At 71.4% G+C, this 15,661-nt stretch carries 16 protein-coding genes; 4 read left to right on the forward strand and 12 right to left on the reverse strand.

What is annotated here, in order from left to right; genetic code table 11:
- Positions 1–62: 62 nt before the first annotated feature.
- The 9 genes from ACQP0U_RS19260 to ACQP0U_RS19300 are packed head-to-tail and all read right to left on the reverse strand — an operon-like array spanning position 63 to position 9,702.
- A complete protein-coding gene (locus ACQP0U_RS19260) occupies positions 63–1,367 on the reverse strand; it encodes an enolase C-terminal domain-like protein (protein ID WP_433308954.1) in 1,305 nt (434 codons plus the stop codon).
- A complete protein-coding gene (locus ACQP0U_RS19265; protein ID WP_433308955.1) occupies positions 1,367–2,206 on the reverse strand; it encodes a fumarylacetoacetate hydrolase family protein in 840 nt (279 codons plus the stop codon). Before ACQP0U_RS19265 ends, ACQP0U_RS19260 begins: the two co-directional genes overlap by 1 nt.
- Positions 2,203–3,048, reverse strand: a complete 846-nt coding sequence (locus ACQP0U_RS19270) for an amidohydrolase family protein (protein WP_433308957.1) — start codon at positions 3,046–3,048, stop codon at positions 2,203–2,205. The genes ACQP0U_RS19265 and ACQP0U_RS19270 overlap by 4 nt, the downstream gene beginning before the upstream one ends.
- Positions 3,045–4,022 carry an aldo/keto reductase gene (locus ACQP0U_RS19275; RefSeq protein ID WP_433308959.1) on the reverse strand — a complete coding sequence of 326 codons (978 nt, stop codon included), beginning with the start codon at positions 4,020–4,022 and terminating at the stop codon, positions 3,045–3,047. Before ACQP0U_RS19275 ends, ACQP0U_RS19270 begins: the two co-directional genes overlap by 4 nt.
- Positions 4,019–5,551: a sugar ABC transporter ATP-binding protein gene (locus tag ACQP0U_RS19280; protein WP_433308961.1), complete on the reverse strand. Its 1,533-nt coding sequence runs from the start codon at positions 5,549–5,551 to the stop codon at positions 4,019–4,021. Before ACQP0U_RS19280 ends, ACQP0U_RS19275 begins: the two co-directional genes overlap by 4 nt.
- Positions 5,548–6,498 carry an ABC transporter permease gene (locus tag ACQP0U_RS19285; RefSeq protein WP_433308963.1) on the reverse strand — a complete coding sequence of 317 codons (951 nt, stop codon included), beginning with the start codon at positions 6,496–6,498 and terminating at the stop codon, positions 5,548–5,550. The genes ACQP0U_RS19280 and ACQP0U_RS19285 overlap by 4 nt, the downstream gene beginning before the upstream one ends.
- On the reverse strand, positions 6,495–7,568 hold the full coding sequence (locus tag ACQP0U_RS19290) for an ABC transporter permease (RefSeq protein WP_433308964.1): 1,074 nt from the start codon (positions 7,566–7,568) through the stop codon (positions 6,495–6,497). The genes ACQP0U_RS19285 and ACQP0U_RS19290 overlap by 4 nt, the downstream gene beginning before the upstream one ends.
- Entirely contained in the window at positions 7,565–8,653 is a 1,089-nt protein-coding gene (locus ACQP0U_RS19295; RefSeq protein ID WP_238659203.1) for a mandelate racemase/muconate lactonizing enzyme family protein, read from the reverse strand. The genes ACQP0U_RS19290 and ACQP0U_RS19295 overlap by 4 nt, the downstream gene beginning before the upstream one ends.
- Positions 8,653–9,702, reverse strand: a complete 1,050-nt coding sequence (locus ACQP0U_RS19300) for a sugar ABC transporter substrate-binding protein (protein ID WP_433308966.1) — start codon at positions 9,700–9,702, stop codon at positions 8,653–8,655. Before ACQP0U_RS19300 ends, ACQP0U_RS19295 begins: the two co-directional genes overlap by 1 nt.
- 124 nt (positions 9,703–9,826) lie before the next feature.
- Here ACQP0U_RS19300 and ACQP0U_RS19305 point away from each other — a divergent pair, with 124 nt between their 5' ends.
- The 4 genes from ACQP0U_RS19305 to ACQP0U_RS19320 are packed head-to-tail and all read left to right on the forward strand — an operon-like array spanning position 9,827 to position 13,338.
- The gene (locus ACQP0U_RS19305) at positions 9,827–10,546 is read left to right on the forward strand and encodes a GntR family transcriptional regulator (protein WP_433308968.1); all 720 of its coding nucleotides are present in this window, start codon (positions 9,827–9,829) and stop codon (positions 10,544–10,546) included.
- A 28-nt stretch (positions 10,547–10,574) separates the two neighbouring features.
- Complete coding sequence (locus ACQP0U_RS19310; protein WP_433308970.1) at positions 10,575–11,285, forward strand: (Fe-S)-binding protein; 711 nt, start codon at positions 10,575–10,577, stop codon at positions 11,283–11,285.
- Positions 11,282–12,727 carry a LutB/LldF family L-lactate oxidation iron-sulfur protein gene (locus tag ACQP0U_RS19315; RefSeq protein ID WP_433308972.1) on the forward strand — a complete coding sequence of 482 codons (1,446 nt, stop codon included), beginning with the start codon at positions 11,282–11,284 and terminating at the stop codon, positions 12,725–12,727. Before ACQP0U_RS19310 ends, ACQP0U_RS19315 begins: the two co-directional genes overlap by 4 nt.
- Positions 12,724–13,338, forward strand: coding sequence for a LutC/YkgG family protein (locus ACQP0U_RS19320; RefSeq protein ID WP_433308973.1), 615 nt, complete (start codon positions 12,724–12,726; stop codon positions 13,336–13,338). The genes ACQP0U_RS19315 and ACQP0U_RS19320 overlap by 4 nt, the downstream gene beginning before the upstream one ends.
- Here ACQP0U_RS19320 and ACQP0U_RS19325 read toward each other — a convergent pair.
- The 3 genes from ACQP0U_RS19325 to ACQP0U_RS19335 form a co-directional block, all read right to left on the reverse strand.
- Complete coding sequence (locus ACQP0U_RS19325; RefSeq protein WP_433308975.1) at positions 13,327–13,842, reverse strand: signal peptidase II; 516 nt, start codon at positions 13,840–13,842, stop codon at positions 13,327–13,329. The two genes, ACQP0U_RS19320 and ACQP0U_RS19325, sit on opposite strands and share 12 nt — an antisense overlap.
- A gap of 97 nt (positions 13,843–13,939) precedes the next feature.
- Positions 13,940–14,713, reverse strand: coding sequence for an urease accessory protein UreH domain-containing protein (locus ACQP0U_RS19330; RefSeq protein WP_433308976.1), 774 nt, complete (start codon positions 14,711–14,713; stop codon positions 13,940–13,942).
- Positions 14,710–15,387, reverse strand: coding sequence for a hypothetical protein (locus ACQP0U_RS19335; protein WP_433308978.1), 678 nt, complete (start codon positions 15,385–15,387; stop codon positions 14,710–14,712). The genes ACQP0U_RS19330 and ACQP0U_RS19335 overlap by 4 nt, the downstream gene beginning before the upstream one ends.
- Positions 15,388–15,661 lie beyond the last annotated feature (274 nt).

Here is a 15,661-nt window from a genome sequence, read left to right on the forward strand (position 1 = left end):
TAGTTCGCTGAGGTGACGCACCGCCGTCGACGCGGCGGTGCGGTCGTGCGTGTCGCGGTTCGTCAGACCCATGCCGGCCCGTCGGGGTACGCGTAGGTGGCGAGGCTCTCCGGACGCATCGCGGCGGAGAATCCCGGGGCGTCGGGCACCACGTAGTGCCCGTCCCTGATCACCACCGGGTCGAGGAAGTGCTCGTGCAGGTGGTCGACGTACTCGACGATCCGGTTGCGCATCGAGCCGGACACCGCCACGAAGTCGAACATCGACAGGTGCTGCACCAGCTCGCAGAGGCCGACTCCCCCGGCGTGCGGGCAGACCGGCACCCCGTACTTCACGGCCAGCAGCAGGATGGCGACGTTCTCGTTCACGCCGCCCACCCGGCACGCGTCGATCTGCACGACGTCGACGGCGCCGGCCTGCAACAGCTGTTTGAACACGACCCGGTTCGCCACGTGCTCGCCGGTGGCGACCCGGATCGGCCCGCCGTCGGGTGCGCTGGTGGCGAGGGCGGACCGGATCGCCGCGTGGGCGAGCACGTCGTCGGGGCTGGTCGGCTCCTCGATCCACCACGGGTCGTACGGCGCCAGCTCCCGCATCCGGTCCACCGCCTCGGCGACGTCCCAGCGCTGGTTGGCGTCGAGCGCGATCCGGATCTGCGGGCCGACCGCCTCCCGGGCGATCTTCAGGCGGCGCACGTCGTCGGCGGCGTCCGCGCCCACCTTCAGCTTGATCTGGGTGAAGCCGTCGGCCACGGCCTGCCTGGCCAGCCGGATCACCTTGTCGTCGGAGTAGCCGAGCCAGCCGGGTGACGTGGTGTACGCGGGATAACCCCGCTCGGTCAACCGAGCGATCCGGTCGGCCCGACCCGGCTCGGCGGCACGCAGGATCTCCAGCGCCTCGTCCGGGGTGAGGGCGTCGGTGAGGTAGCGCCAGTCGACCAGGTCGACGATCTGCTCGGGGCTGAGGTCGGCCAGGTAGCGCCAGACCGGCTTACCGGCTCTCTTGGCGACCAGGTCCCACATCGCGTTGATCACCGCTGCGGCGGCCAGGTGCATCACGCCCTTCTCCGGGCCGAGCCAGCGCAACTGCGAGTCCTGGGTGAGCGAGCGGGCGAACGCACCGAGGTCCACGGTGTCCGGGTCGAGGCCGACCACGTACGGCACCAGCGCGTCGATGGCCGCCCGGCAGACGTCGTTACCCCGCCCGATGGTGAAGGTGAAACCGTGTCCGTCCGGGCCGTCGTCGGTGCTCAGCACGAGGTACGCCGCCGAGTAGTCGGGGTCGGGGTTCATCGCGTCGGAGCCGTCCAGGTCCCGGGAGGTCGGGAAGCGGACGTCGTACGTGTCGACGGACGTGATCACCGCCATCAGGCGTTCCGGAGCGTGTTGCGCTGCCGGCCGAGGCCGTCGATCTCGACCTCCATCACGTCGCCGACCGCCAGGTACGGGAACCGGCCGGAGAGCCCCACTCCCTGCGGGGTGCCGGTGTTGATGACGTCGCCCGGGTCCAGGACGGTGTACTGGGACAGGTGCCAGACCAGGTACGCCACGTCGAAGATCATGTCTTTGGTGCTGGAGTCCTGGCGGGGTTCGCCGTTGACCCAGGAACGCAGCCGCAGCGCCTGCGGGTCGCCGATCTCGTCGGCGGTGACCAGCCACGGGCCGAGCGGTTGGAACGTCTCGCAGGACTTGCCCTTCGACCACTGGCCGCCGGAGACGGCGAGTTGGAAGTCCCGCTCGGAGACGTCGTTGGAGAGCACGTACCCGGCGATGTGCGCCAAGGCGTCGGCCGGCGAGTCGAGGTAGCGGGCCGTTCGGCCGATCACCACCGCCAACTCCACCTCCCAGTCGGTCTTCGTCGATCCGCGCGGGATCAGGACCTCGTCGTACGGGCCGACGACGGTGTTGGGCGCCTTGTAGAAGATGATCGGATCGGTAGGCGGCGCGGCACCGGACTCGGCGGCGTGCGCGGCGTAGTTCTGCCCCACGCAGAGCACCACCCCGGGCCGGGCGACAGGTGCGCCGACCCGTTGACCGGTGACGTCGATCTCGGGCAGGTCGGTTGCCTCGCGGACCCGCCGGACGCCGTCACCGGCGAGGAATTCCCCGTCGATGTCGGCGGTGAGCGACGACAGGTCGAAGTGCCGTCCGTCGACGTACAGCACGGGGCGTTCCCGCCCCACGGGCCCGACGCGCATGAATCTCACGAACCAACCTCCAGTGCATAGGTACGAATTGCGGTGCCGGCCAGGACGTCCGCCCGCTCGGTGGCGGACAGCTCGCCCAGGCTGGCGTCGATCGCTGTCCACGCCTCGCCGTACGAGGCGACGAGGTCGCAGACGGGCCAGTCGGAGCCGGCCATCAGCCGGTGCGGGCCGAACAACTCCAGCGCGGTGTCGACGTACGGCCGGATTTCGGCCACCCGCCACCCGGGGCCGGCCTCGGTGAGCAGGCCGGAGACCTTCGCGACGACGTTGTCGCAGCCCGCCAGGTCGCGTACCGCCGCGCGCCACTCGGCGAGGCCGGTGGCGGCGGTGATCCTCGGCTTGCCCAGGTGGTCGAGGACGAATGTGGTGCCCGGCGTGGCCCGCGCGGCCTCGGCGCAGCTCGTCAGCTGTCCGACGTGGACGACCAGGTCGAAGGTGAGGCCGGCGGCCCCGATCGCCGCGAGGGCGGCGCGCACGTCGGGGCGGGCCAGGTGCCCCGGGTCGGCGACACCCTGCACCTGGTCGCGGAGCCCGACAAGTTTCGTCGCGCCGGGCAGGTCGCGGTAGCCGGAGAGAGTGGCGGCGATGGCCGGGTCGGTGAGCGACGCCCAGCCGACCACGCCGGCGATCCGGGGCGTGGTGGCGGCGTGGGCCAGAAACTCGGCGGTCTCCTCGACGTCGCAGCGGCCCGCCTCGACGAGCACTGTCGCCGTCACCCCGGCCTCGTCCAGCCGGGGTACGAGGTCGCCGAGGGTGTAGTCGCGCCGGATCGCCTCCAGGCCCGGTGCGGCGAGCCACTGGTAGTCGGCGGTCCACAGGTGGTGGTGCGCGTCGATGATCACGGTGTCGGCACCTCGCTGGGCAGCAGCCCCTCGGCCTTGAGGTCGGCCCACAGCGCGCCGGGCACGTCCCACTCGAACATCGCGACGTTGTCGGCGATCTGCTCGGGGCTTCGGGCGCCGACCACCACGCTGGCGACCGCCGGGTGCCCGAGCGGGAACTGGATCGCCGCGGCCCGCAGCGGTACGCCGTGCCGCTCGCAGACCGACCGGATCGCGGTTGCTCGGTCGAGCAGCCTCCGGTCGGCCGGGGCGTAGTCGTAGGGGGCGCCCGGCCTCGGGTCGGCCAGCAGGCCCGAGTTGTAGACGCCGGCGGCGATGATCGCGATGCCCTTCGCCTGACACAGCGGCAGCAGTTCGTCGAGGCCGGACTGGTCGAGCAGTGTGTACCGGCCGGCGAGCATGAAGCAGTCGAAGTCGCCGGCGTGTGCCAGCTCGACAAGCGCCGGGGCCTGGTTCATTCCGGCGCTGACCGCGCCGATCTCGCCGGCCTGCCGCAGCTGCGCCAACGCCGGGTACGCTCCGGCGACCGCCTCGGCGAGGTGGTCGTCCGGGTCGTGTATGTGCGCGATGTCGACCCGGTCCAACCCCAACCGGGCAAGGCTCTCCGCGTGCGATCGGCGTACCCCGGCGGCGGAGAAGTCGAACTGCGGCGCGAGGTCGGTCGGCTCGGCCCAGAACTCCTGCCGGTCACCACCGTCGGGGACGAGCAGCCGACCCACCTTGGTGGAGAGGGTGAACGCGCCGCGCGGTTTGCCGGCGAGGACCGCCCCGGCGCGCCGCTCGGACAGGCCACAGCCGTAGAGCGGGGCGGTGTCGAAGTACCGCAGCCCCAGATCCCATCCCGCCTCGACGGTGGCGTGGGCGGTCTCGTCACCGACGGCGTCGAACATTCCGCCGATCGGGGCGAGCCCGAGCCCGAGCCGGGTCACCACCACGTCGGTACGCCCCAGGGTCACAGGTTCGGTGGCCTTCACGCGACGACCCCCTGCCCGTCGTGGATGAACCGGATCACCGACTGACTCATCCGGTCGTAGTCGTGATCGTTGTCCAGTTCACCGACGATGGCGAACTCCCGCATCACCGCGATCCGGTCGGCGAGGGTGACCATCTCCGGCAGGTCCGACGAGATCAGCAGGATGGCCATTCCGCGCGCGGCCAGGCCGGCGATCAGCTCGTGGAAGGCCGCCTTGGTGCGGACGTCGATGCCGACCGTGGGCTCATCGATGATGAGCACATCGCAGTCGGCCGCCAGCCACTTGGCCAGGCTGACCTTCTGCTGGTTGCCGCCGGAGAGCTGACCGGCGTGCTGGTCGGGCGACGCGAGGCGGATGCCCAGCCGATCGGCGTACTCGTCGACGAGCGTCCGCTCCGAGCGGTAGCGGACCAGACCGAGCCGGGCCAGCCGACGCCACACCGTCACGGCGGTGTTGCGGGCCACCGTCTGGTCGAGGAAGAGGCCCTCCTCCTTGCGGTTCTCGGTGACGTAGCCGATCCGGTACCGGTGCAGGGCGTCGCCCACGTCCCGGATGCGGGCCGGGCGCCCGTGCACCCGCACCTCACCGGCGGTGATCCGGTCGAGGCCGAGAAGCGCCTTGGCCAGCTCGCTGCGACCCGCGCCGACGAGCCCGTACAGGCCGACGATCTCGCCGGGGCGGACGGTGAGGCTGACGTCGTGGTGGCCGGCGGTGGTGGCGACGTGGTCGAGCGCCAACGCCGGCTCGACGTCCGCCGCGACGGTCCGGGCGGCCAGGTGCACCTGCTGGTACGCCCGGCCGACCATCAGGTCGACGATCTCCTCGCGGCTGTGGTCGGCGAGGGGTTCCGCCTCGGCGACGCTGCGCCCGTCGCGCAGCACTGTCACCGTGTCGGCGACGGCGAAGACCTCCTCCAGTTTGTGGCTGACCAGCACTGTGGCGTGGCCCCGCTCGGACAGCCGACGCACGATGCCGTACAGCCGGTCGGCCTCGTCGTTGGTCAGCGACGCGGTCGGTTCGTCGAGCAACAGCACTGTCGAGTCGGCCGACAACGCCTTGGCGATCTCCACCAGTTGCATCTGGGCCACCGACAGCCGCGACACCGGCAGGTCGGGGTCCAGGTCGAGGTCGAGCAGATCGAGGCAACGGCGGGCCTCGGCGCGCAACGCCGCCCGGTCGAGCAGGCCGACGCGGCGGGGCAGGTGTTGCAGGCAGATGTTCTCGGCGACGCTGAACGCCGGGATCAGGTTCCGCTCCTGGTGCACGACACCGATGCCGGCCCGCTGGGCGTCCTGCGGGTTGCCGAGCTGCACCGCGCGCAGCTCACCGTCCGGTCCGGGCAGCCGCAGGTGCCCGCCGTCCGGTCGGTACACCCCGGTCAGGATCTTGATCAGGGTGCTCTTGCCGGCGCCGTTCTCGCCGAGCAGCGCGTGCACGCTGCCGGCGGTCAGGGTCAGCGTCGCCTCGTCCAGGGCGCGTACCCCGGGGAACGTCTTGACGAGTTTCTCCGCGGACAGCACGACGCTCATCGGGTACCTCCGGAGAGCTTGTCGCGGAACTGACCGAGCAGCACCGCGCCGAGGACGACAGCGCCGATGATGAGGTCCACCCACCGCCGGTTGATGTCGAACTGCGACTGGCTCACGTCGACGAGCCGCACCAGGAAGGCCGCGAGCACCGTGCCGGTCACGCTGATCATGCCGCCGGCCAGGGCCACCCCGCCGATGATCGGCGCGGCGAAGCTGGGCAGCAGCAGGTCATCGCCGATCGAGGCGTTCACCGAGCCGAAGGCGGCCACCACGATCACCGCGGCGAAGCCGGCCAGCAGCCCCGACAGGGTATGGGCCAGCACCAGCGCCCGGTCGTTGGAGATGCCCGACAGCCGGGCGGCGAACGGGTTGCCGCCGGAGGCGAGCAGGTGCCGTCCGGGCACGGTACGACGGAAGAAGAGGGCGACCGCGACGGCGATCGCTACCGCCAGCAGGAAGACCACGGGTACGCCGGCCAGGGACGCCTGCCCGAACTCCCGCAGGCCGGGTGAGTAGCCCTGGTAGGTGCCGGTGCCGTTCACCCCGTACCGCAGCCCTTCGAGGATCGTCATGGTGGCGAGGGTGACGATGAACCCGTTGATCCGGGTGAAGATCACCAACAAACCGTTGATCAGCCCGACGACGGCCCCGAGGGCCAGCGCGGCGAGCACCGCGATTGGGGCTGGCAGCCCGGCGTCGATCATCAGCCAGCCCGAGGCCACCGCGCAGAAACCGGTGAGCACGCCGACCGAGAGGTTCATCTGACCGACGGCGAGCACCACCATCTGGGCCAGACCGATGACGATCGGCAGGGCGAGGAAGCGCAGGAAGGCGTCCAGGGTGCCGGCGGTGAGCAGGTTGAAGTCGGTGGCGACCGCGAGCGCGGCGAACCCGAGGGCCGCGATCACCGCGAGGGTGAACTCGTTGGTCCGGATCACGCTCCTCATGACGGTGACACCGCCCTTCGCTCGGCGAGCACGGCCCGCAGCCGGTCCAGTGACAGCGCCGCGAGCAGCACGAGTCCGATGTAGAGCTTCAGCTCCTCCAGCGAGAACTGGAGCAGGTTGAGGCCCTTGTAGATGACCTGGGTGAGGGTCGCGCCGAGCGCGGTGCCGAGGACGCTCACCGCGCCGCCGGCGAGCAGCGTCCCACCGAGCACCGGGGCCAGGAACGACGGCAGCAGGAACGACTCACCGATGTTGGCCGAGAAGGCGCCGTTGTTGGCGGCGAGCAGGAACCCGGCCAGCGCGGCGAGCAGCCCGCTCAACGCGTGCGCGGCGACGACCCGGCGGTGCGTGGGAATGCCGGACAGCTCGGCGGCCACCGTGTTGGAACCGGTCATCAGGATCTCCCGACCCAGCCGGGCGTGCCGGAACAGCAGCCCGACACCGAGCGCCGCAGCCACCGCGATCGGCACGACAAGCGGGATCCGGGGCCCGCAGACCTCCCCCATGCAGTAGTCGGCGAAGGTGTCGAAGCGCAGGGCCGACAGCCCACTCGGCTGCACCGCGAACGACACCCCGCCGGTCGCCCAGGTGTAGAGGATCGTGACCAGGCCCAGCAGCCCGAAGTCGAGCGCGAGGGTCACCACGAAGGAGTTCACGCCGGTCTTGGCGATGAGCAGGCCGGCGAGCGCGCCGATGCCCGCCCCGACGGCGAGACCCACGAGCAGCCCGACCAGCAGCGGTACGCCGAGCCGGTCGTAGGCCAGGCCCATCGCGAAGGTGGACAGCGCGGCCATCCGGCCCACTGCCATGTTCATGTGCCCGAGCGAGAGCACGGCGAGCTGGGCGAGACCGACCACTGCGTACACGCTGATGTCGGCCTGCAGCGGCGCCAGGGTGAGGCGGGGGTCGAGGAACGCGGGGGTGAGCGACGAGAAGAGGACGACAAGCACGGCGATGACGATGAGCAGGCCGAGCCGGGGGTTCGCCCAGACCGGCAGGGCCCTGGCCGGCGGTCTGGGCTCCGCGGCCGGAGGCACCGCCGGCGCCTCCGGCGCTGTTTCCGTCTTCACGCCACCCTCCTGTCCTCGATCGCGTCGCGGTCCCAGTCGATGCCGAGGCCCGGCTCGCCGGGGGCGAGCGCGTGGCCGTCGACGATCGCGATCTCGGTCCGGGTGATCGCGCGCAGTTGCGGGATGTGCTCGACGTAGCGGCTGTTCGGCACGGCCGCGCAGAGGCTCACGTGCAGTTCCATGAGGAAGTGCGGGCAGACCACCACGTTGCAGGCCTCGGCCAGGTGCGCCACCTTGAGCCACGGGGTGATGCCGCCGATGCGTGCGACGTCGACCTGGACGACGCCTGCCGCCTGGCGGCGTAGGTACTCGGCGAACTGGCCGATCGAGTACATCGACTCCCCCACCGCGACCGGGATGCTTGTCGCGCGGGCCAGCAACTCGTGCCCGGCGACGTCGTCGGCGGGCAGCGGCTCCTCGAACCAGGCGAGCTGGTGCGGTTCGAGCAGCCGGGCTCGGCGGATCGCCTCGGCGGCGGTCAGCGACTGGTTGGCGTCGACCATCACGTCGAAGTCGTCGCCGAGGGCCGCCCGGACCGCGCCGATCCGAGCCGCGTCCTCGGCCGGGTTCGGCTTGCCAACCTTCAGCTTGACGCCGGGCCAGCCGGCCGCCTGGGACGCCTTCGCGCCGGCGACCAGCTCGTCCTCGGTGAGGTGCAGCCAGCCGCCCTCGGTGTCGTACAGGGGGATCCGGTCCTTCGCGCCACCGGCGAGCACCCACAGCGGCAGGCCGGCGGCGCGGGCACGGAGATCCCACAGCGCGGTGTCGATCGCGGCGAGCGCCAACGAGGTGATGGCCCCGACGGCGGTGGCGCGGGTGGCGGCGTGCAGGTCACGCCAGATCGCTTCCACCCGGGCGGCATCACGGCCGACCAGGTGGGGCAGCAGGTAGTCGCGCAGTAGCGCGAGCACCGCCGTGCCGCCCGTCCCGATCGTGTACGCGTACCCCGTGCCGTGCCCGCCGTCGGCCGTGCGCACCTCGACGAAGAGCGTCTCCTGCTTGAGGAACGCCTGCACCGCGTCGGTGCGGACGGTCTCGACGGGAATGTCGACGAGGTACGCCTCGGCCTTGGTGATGGTCGACATCAGCTGCACTTGAGGAGGTCGCCGTCGAACTTCTTCCGCAGGGCCTCGGTGGTGGCGGTGCGGTCGGCCTCGTAGCCGTCCAGGTTGTCCTTGGTGACCACGAATGAGCCCGAGTCGATTGTCACTCCGGGTTCGGTCATGGTGCAGCCGCCGCTGAGCTTCATCAGGGCGTACGAGCCGACCTGGGCCTGACCGACCGGGTTCTGCAGGATGGTGGCGGCCACCGAGCCGCCGCGCAGCCCGTCGAGGACCGTCGGGTCGTCGTCGATGGCAATGACCTTGATGGGCAGCTTCGACTGGCGGACGCCCTCGGCCGAGGCGACCGCCGGGTTGTAGGCGGTGTTCACGATCGCCTGGATCTGCCGGCCCTTCGCGGCGAGGAGGTCGGCAACGGCCTTCTGCGCGCTCTGCAGGTCCTTGTCGATGTCGGTGACGCTCTGGATCAGGGTCACCTTGCCGCCGGTCTCGGCGACCGCCTTCTCCACGCCCGCGATCCGGCGCTGGGTGTTGGAGTCGACCTTGTTCCCGGTCAGGTGCACCAGGTTGCCCTGACCGCCCATCGCGTCGATGGCGGCCTTGGCGCCCTTGTACGCGGCGACCTCCACGTCGGTGGAGAGGCAGAAGTCGGCCTTGTTGGCCCCGGCCGGGCAGGAGGCCAGGGAGCCGACCGGGAAGCCCTGCCGCTTGAGGTCCTCGAAGGTGGAGTTGATGTTGTCCGGCGAGACGCCGAAGACCCCGAAGGCGTTGTAGCCCTGGGCGGCCAGGGACTTGAGGACGTCGTTCTGCTTGGTCTGGTCCCAGCCCGCGGTCTCGTTGAAGGTGACGTCGCCGAGCGCGAGCTCGGTCTTGGCCTTGGCCCCAGCGTCCTTCCACGGCTGGAAGTACGGGTGCGAGCCGCCGGGCACGAGCGCGACCTTGACCTGCGCCGGTTCCCGACCACCGGCCTCGGCGTCGGTGGTGTCGCTCTTCTTCGTACAGGCCACAGTGGTCGTGGCGAGGGCCACGACGGTGAGGCCCGAGCCGATTCGGGACAGCATTCTGCGCGACATGTTCGTCTCCTCGGGGGTGGTGGTGGTGAGACGGTGGCGGGGGAACCTATTTCCTATAGGATGTTGCTTTGCTAGTGTGTACTCGCTCACACCGGCACAGTCAAGGGGTTGCTGAGGAGACGAGATGGCCCAGCAGGAACCTCGCGAGGGTCGACTCCGTCCCGCCCGTCGACTCACCCTCACCGAGGACGTCTACGAGTCGATAAAGACGCTGGTCATGGACCACATCCTTCCGCCCGGCGAGCGGGTCAACATCGACGCGCTCGCCCGGGAGCTGGACGTCTCCCCCACCCCGGTCCGCGAGGCCCTCGCCCGGCTGGAGGCCGACGGCCTGGTCCGCAAACGCCCGCTCTCCGGCTACACCACCACGCCACTGCTGAGCCGCGCCGAGTTCGACGACCTCTTCGACGTCCGTCAACTGCTGGAGGGCGCCACCGCCGGACGGGCCGCCACGCACGCCTCCACCGAAGCGCGCCAACGGATCAGCGCCGAGGCGGCAGCGAGCATCGACGTGGAGGCCGGCGACGGATACCGCCGGCACGCCGCCTTCACCGCGCTGGACGCGAGGTTCCACGACCTGATCGCCGAGGTCTCCGGCAGCCCGCTGCTCCGCGACACCATCACGCGGCTGCACTCACACCTGCACCTGCACCGGCTGTACTTCCCGGTCGCCGGCGCGCCGGACACCAACACGGAGCACCAGCGCATCGCCGCCGCCATCGTCGCCGGTGACGCGGCAGCCGCCACCGAGGCGATGCGCGCCCACCTCAGCGCCGCCCGGGAGCGCCACCTGCCCGCCTTCGACCGGCTCCCCGCCACCGGAACACCGCGCGACTCGGCGTGACCCACCCCCACACCCCCGAGGAGCCGCCATGCGGATCGCCCTCTTCATCACCTGCGTCAACGACCTCGCGTTCCCGGCCACCGGCATCGCGGTCACCCGCATCCTGCGGCGACTCGGCCACACCGTCGACTTCCCCACCGACCAGACCTGCTGCGGGCAGATGCACGCCAACACGGGTTACCGGGCCGGGGCCATGCCGATGGTGCGCAACTACGTCGACACCTTCGACTCCTACGACGCCATCGTCGCGCCGTCCGGGTCGTGCACGGCGATGATCCGCGACCAGTACCCGAGCCTGCACCCGCCCGCCACCTCGGTGGCCGCCCGCACGTACGAGCTGTCCGAGTTGCTCGTCGACGTTCTCGGTGTCACCGACGTCGGCGCCGAGTTCCCGGAGACGGTCACCTACCACCCCACCTGCCACGGCCTGCGGATGCTCCGCCTCGGAGACCGACCGCTGACCCTGCTGCGCCAGGTACGCGGGATCCAGCTCGTCGAGCTGGGCGACGCCGAGGAGTGCTGCGGTTTCGGCGGCACGTTCGCCCTGAAGAACCCGGACGTCTCCACCGCGATGCTGACCGACAAGTGCGCCCAGGTCCGCCACACCGGCGCGCGGGTGCTGGCCGCGGCGGACAACTCCTGCCTGGCGCACATCGGCGGCGGCCTCGACCGCCACCGCGCGGGCGTACGGGCCGTGCACTACGCCGAGATTCTCGCCGAGACGGGAGCCAGCTCATGAGCCATCCGGTCGCACCCGCCACCGGGGGCGGGCGGATCCGCACACCGCTGCCCTTCCCCACCGCCGCCAAGCCGGCCGTCGCGGACACGCAGCTCCGGGCGAACCTGCACCGGGCCACCCGCACCATCCGCGCCAAGCGGGCCCGGGTCGTCGACGAGGTACCCGACTGGGAGGCCCTGCGGGACGCCGGCTCGGCGATCAAGGCGGACGTCCAACGTCGGTTGCCGGAGCTGCTGGAGCAGTTCGAGGCGTCCGTCACCGCTGCCGGCGCCACAGTGCACTGGGCCCGCGACGCGGCCGAGGCGTGCCGGATCGTGGTCGCGTTGACCCGGGCCGCCGGGGCCGACGAGGTCGTGAAGGTCAAGTCGATGGCGACCCAGGAGATCGAGCTCAACGAGGCGCTCGAGGCCGCCGGGATCGCCGCGTACGAGACCGACCTCGCGGAACTGATCGTGCAGCTCGGCGAGGACACTCCCTCGCACATCCTGGTGCCGGCGATCCACTACAACCGGGCCCAGATCCGGGAGATCTTCCAGCGTCGCATGGCCGACGCGCCTGCCGACCTGAGTGACGAACCGGCCGCGCTGGCCGAGGCGGCCCGCGCCCACCTGCGACGACGTTTCCTCTCGGCCCGGGTCGCCGTCTCCGGCGCCAATTTCGCCGTCGCCGACACGGGCACGCTCGTGGTGGTGGAGTCCGAGGGCAACGGGCGGATGTGCCTCACCCTCCCCGAGACGCTGATCAGCGTCGTCGGCGTCGAGAAGCTGTTGCCGACCTTCACCGACCTGGAGGTCTTCCTGCAACTGCTGCCGAGATCCTCGACCGGGGAGCGGATGAACCCGTACACCTCGATGTGGACCGGCGTCACCCCCGGCGACGGCCCGCAGGACGTGCACGTCGTGCTCGTCGACAATGGCCGGTCCGCGGTGCTCGCCGACCCGGTCGGGCGGCCGGCGCTGTCCTGCATCCGCTGCTCGGCATGCCTCAACGTCTGCCCGGTGTACGAGCGGGCCGGCGGGCACGCGTACGGCTCGGTGTATCCGGGGCCGATCGGGGCGATCCTGTCCCCGCAGCTGACCGGTGTGGCCGACAACGCCTCGTTGCCGTACGCGTCGACGCTCTGCGGCGCCTGCTACGACGTGTGCCCGGTGAAGATCAACATTCCGGAGATCCTTGTCCACCTCCGCCAGCAGGCACCGCACCCGCCCGCGGAACGGGCCACCATGGGCGTCCTGTCCTGGGTGATGCGCAGCCCTCGACGTTGGGCAGCCGCCCTGCGCCTGGCCCGGGCCGGCGCGGGGCCGCTCGGGGCGTACCGTGAGCGGCGCACCGGCGCTCGCACGCTGCGGCGACTGCCCTGGCCCGCGTCGGCGTGGACCCGGTCGCGCGACCTGCCGCTGCCCGCGCCGCAGACCTTCCGGGAATGGTGGGGAAAGCAGTGAGCGCACGTGACGAGATCCTGGCGCGACTCCGGACAGCCCTGGCCGACAGCCCACCGCCGGTGCAGGTGCCCCGCCGGTACCGCCGGGTCGACGACCGCCCCGACCTGATCGAGACTCTGGTCGACCGGCTGGAGGACTACCGGGCGGTCGTCCACCATGGCATCGACGCCCTCCCCAGGCTGCTCAGTGAGGTCGACCGGCTCGCCGTCCCCACCGACGTCCCCGCCGACTGGCTGACCGGCTACGCCGGGCAGCTGCACCGCGACGCGCCCCCGCTGTCACCGGCCGCACTCGACGACCTGGACGCGGTCCTGACCGGTTGCGCCGTCGCGGTCGCCGACACCGGCACCATCATCCTCGACGCCGGCCCGGCGCAGGGGCGACGCGCGCTCACCCTAGTACCCGACCGGCACATCTGCGTCGTCCGCACCGACCAGGTCGTCGGGCTGCTGCCGGAGGCGCTCACCCGACTGGACCCACGCGCGCCGCTGACCTGGATCTCCGGCCCGTCCGCGACAAGCGACATCGAGCTGAACCGCGTCGAGGGTGTGCACGGCCCGCGCCGGCTGGAGGTCGTCCTGGTCGGCCCTGCGGGCACCTCAGGCGCCTGAGGACGACACCTGCTCGTCACTGCGGGTCTCGCCGGGTGTGGCCGCCGCATGCAGCGGAATGCCGCGCACGTTGAGCAGCATGACGATGCCCACGCCGACCACCAGCGCGATGTCGGCGACGTTGCCGACGAAGAACCCGGCGTAGTCGATGAAGTCCACCACGTGCCCGCGAGCGAAGCCCGGCTCCCGGAAGAGGCGGTCCAGCAGGTGCGTCGCCGCGCCGCCGAGCACCAGGCCCAGCGCCACCGCCCAGGCGCGCGACGTGACCCGCCGCGCCACGACTGTCACCGCGACCACCGCCGCCGCCGCGAACACCGCGAAGATCCAGGTGTACGCGGAGCCGATCGAGAAGGCGGCGCCCGGGTTGTACACGAGGCGCAGTTGCAGCAGCTCACCGAGGAGGGTGATGGTCTGCCCGTCGGACAGCGCGGACTCGGCCCAGTACTTGGTGGCCTGATCGGTGGCGAGCACCACAGCAGCGATCAACACGACGGCGCGGAACATCCCGGAACCCTAGCCGGTCACCGCTGACCGTCACCACCGACGGTGAACGTCGGGGCGGCCCGGAAACGCGCCCGCCGCCGGCCCTACTGATGGGTGGTCAGGTGAGGGTGACGAGCTGGACCGCCGCGACCGTGACGAGTCCCGCGCCGAACAGCGTGATGCCGCTGGCGGCGAGGACCGGAGCCACGCGGGTGGCCAGCCCGAGGATGGCGCGCGACTGGGCACCTCGGGTGACAAGTGAACTTCCGGCTACCGCGAGGACGCCGACGCCGAAGAGCACCACGGCCATCCCGAGGCCGAACGTCAGGACCAGCAGCAGGGCGAAGCCGGCGCGGCCGAGGAACAGCCCGGTCGCCAGCACCAGGAAGGCGGCCGGAGACGGGGTCAGGCCGCCGGAGATGCCGAGCAGGAACAGGCCGGGACGCTTCCCGTGCTCATGCTCGTGGCTGTGGCTGTGGCTGTGGCTGTGGCTGTGCGGGTGGGAGTGATCGGCCGCGTGCAGGTGCCGGCGCACCATCCACAGCCCGGTGGCCAGAACGATCACACCGGCACCGAGTTGCAGCCAGCTGGTGAGTTCCTCCATCCGGATGACGTCGGCGAGGGACAGGAACGTCCACGCCACGCCGATCACCAGCACTGACAACGTGTGCATGACGGCCACCGAGCCGCCCAGCCAGGCGGCGTCCCGGATCCGGCCCCGGGAGCCGACCAGGTAGGCGGCGGCCAGACTCTTGCCGTGCCCGGGGGCCACGGCGTGCCCCGCGCCGGCGATGAACGCGAGCGCGAACGCCAGCGGCGGCACGCCCGGCGAGTGGACGAGATCCTGCATCCGGTCGGCGACGGATGTCGCGAGAACGGTGGTCGCGGTCATGCCGCGACCCGCCGTCGCCGCAGTCGCCGCGCCAGCAGCAGCGCGCCGACAGCGACCACCAGGGCAGCGCCGACGAGGGCGACGATCTGAACGGCGGCGCTGCGGCCGCGACCGGCGCTGCCCGCGCCCGGAACGCCGGTGAGGGCCCAGTCGTGCGAATCCTCACCCGAGCCGTACACCGCGCGTTGCCCGGCGGGGCCGGTGGCCATCGCACGGTACGCGGGGTTGAGGTCGGTCAACATCCGCACCGCGACGGTGGCCGTGTCGACCGGCCCGGGGCAGGTGTAGTCAACTGTGGCGCCGGCCCTCGCGAGGGCGTTGGACTCGGCGACCGCGCCGGGGCAGCGACGTCCGCCGTCGGCCACCGTGATCTGCCTGAGCAGGTAGGCGGAGAACAGCTCGGACGACGCGATCACCGCGGGGTCGGTCGTCCGGTAGTCGACCGCGCCGTCGAGCAGGACGCGGTCGGGCGGCAGCAGCCCGAGCGAGACGCCGAGCAGCGTCAGGTCGTCGGGGCCGCCGACGCGCCACCGCACCCGTACGACCTCTGGCCGCTGTTCGTCGCGCGTGATGGACACGGTCTGCGGATCACCGAACGGGTGCGCGGAGGCCGGGGCGGGATGGGCCGTGACGGTCGCTGTGACGGCGAGCAGCACCAGCGCGAGGACGGTCACCGCGTCTCGTCGACGACGTCTGGGCAGGGGCACGGAGCGCTCCGGGGTAGCGGCGGCAGAATTCGTGCCCACCGTGTCGAACGCGCGGAAACGCGCAGCTCCGGATGGGTGTTCGGCACCGGACCGCGACGTGAACAGTTGTTGATCATCGGCATCATGCCTGTGTGTGGCAATTGCCAAAGACTTGCAACTGTGCCACCGTGATGATCAACGGTTCCGGCGCTGCGCCTACCGACAAACGATTCCTCCCCACACCACAGGAGCCCTCTGTGAC

This window comes from Micromonospora sp. CA-269861, from assembly GCF_050948505.1.
Taxonomy (GTDB): Bacteria; Actinomycetota; Actinomycetes; order Mycobacteriales; family Micromonosporaceae; genus Micromonospora.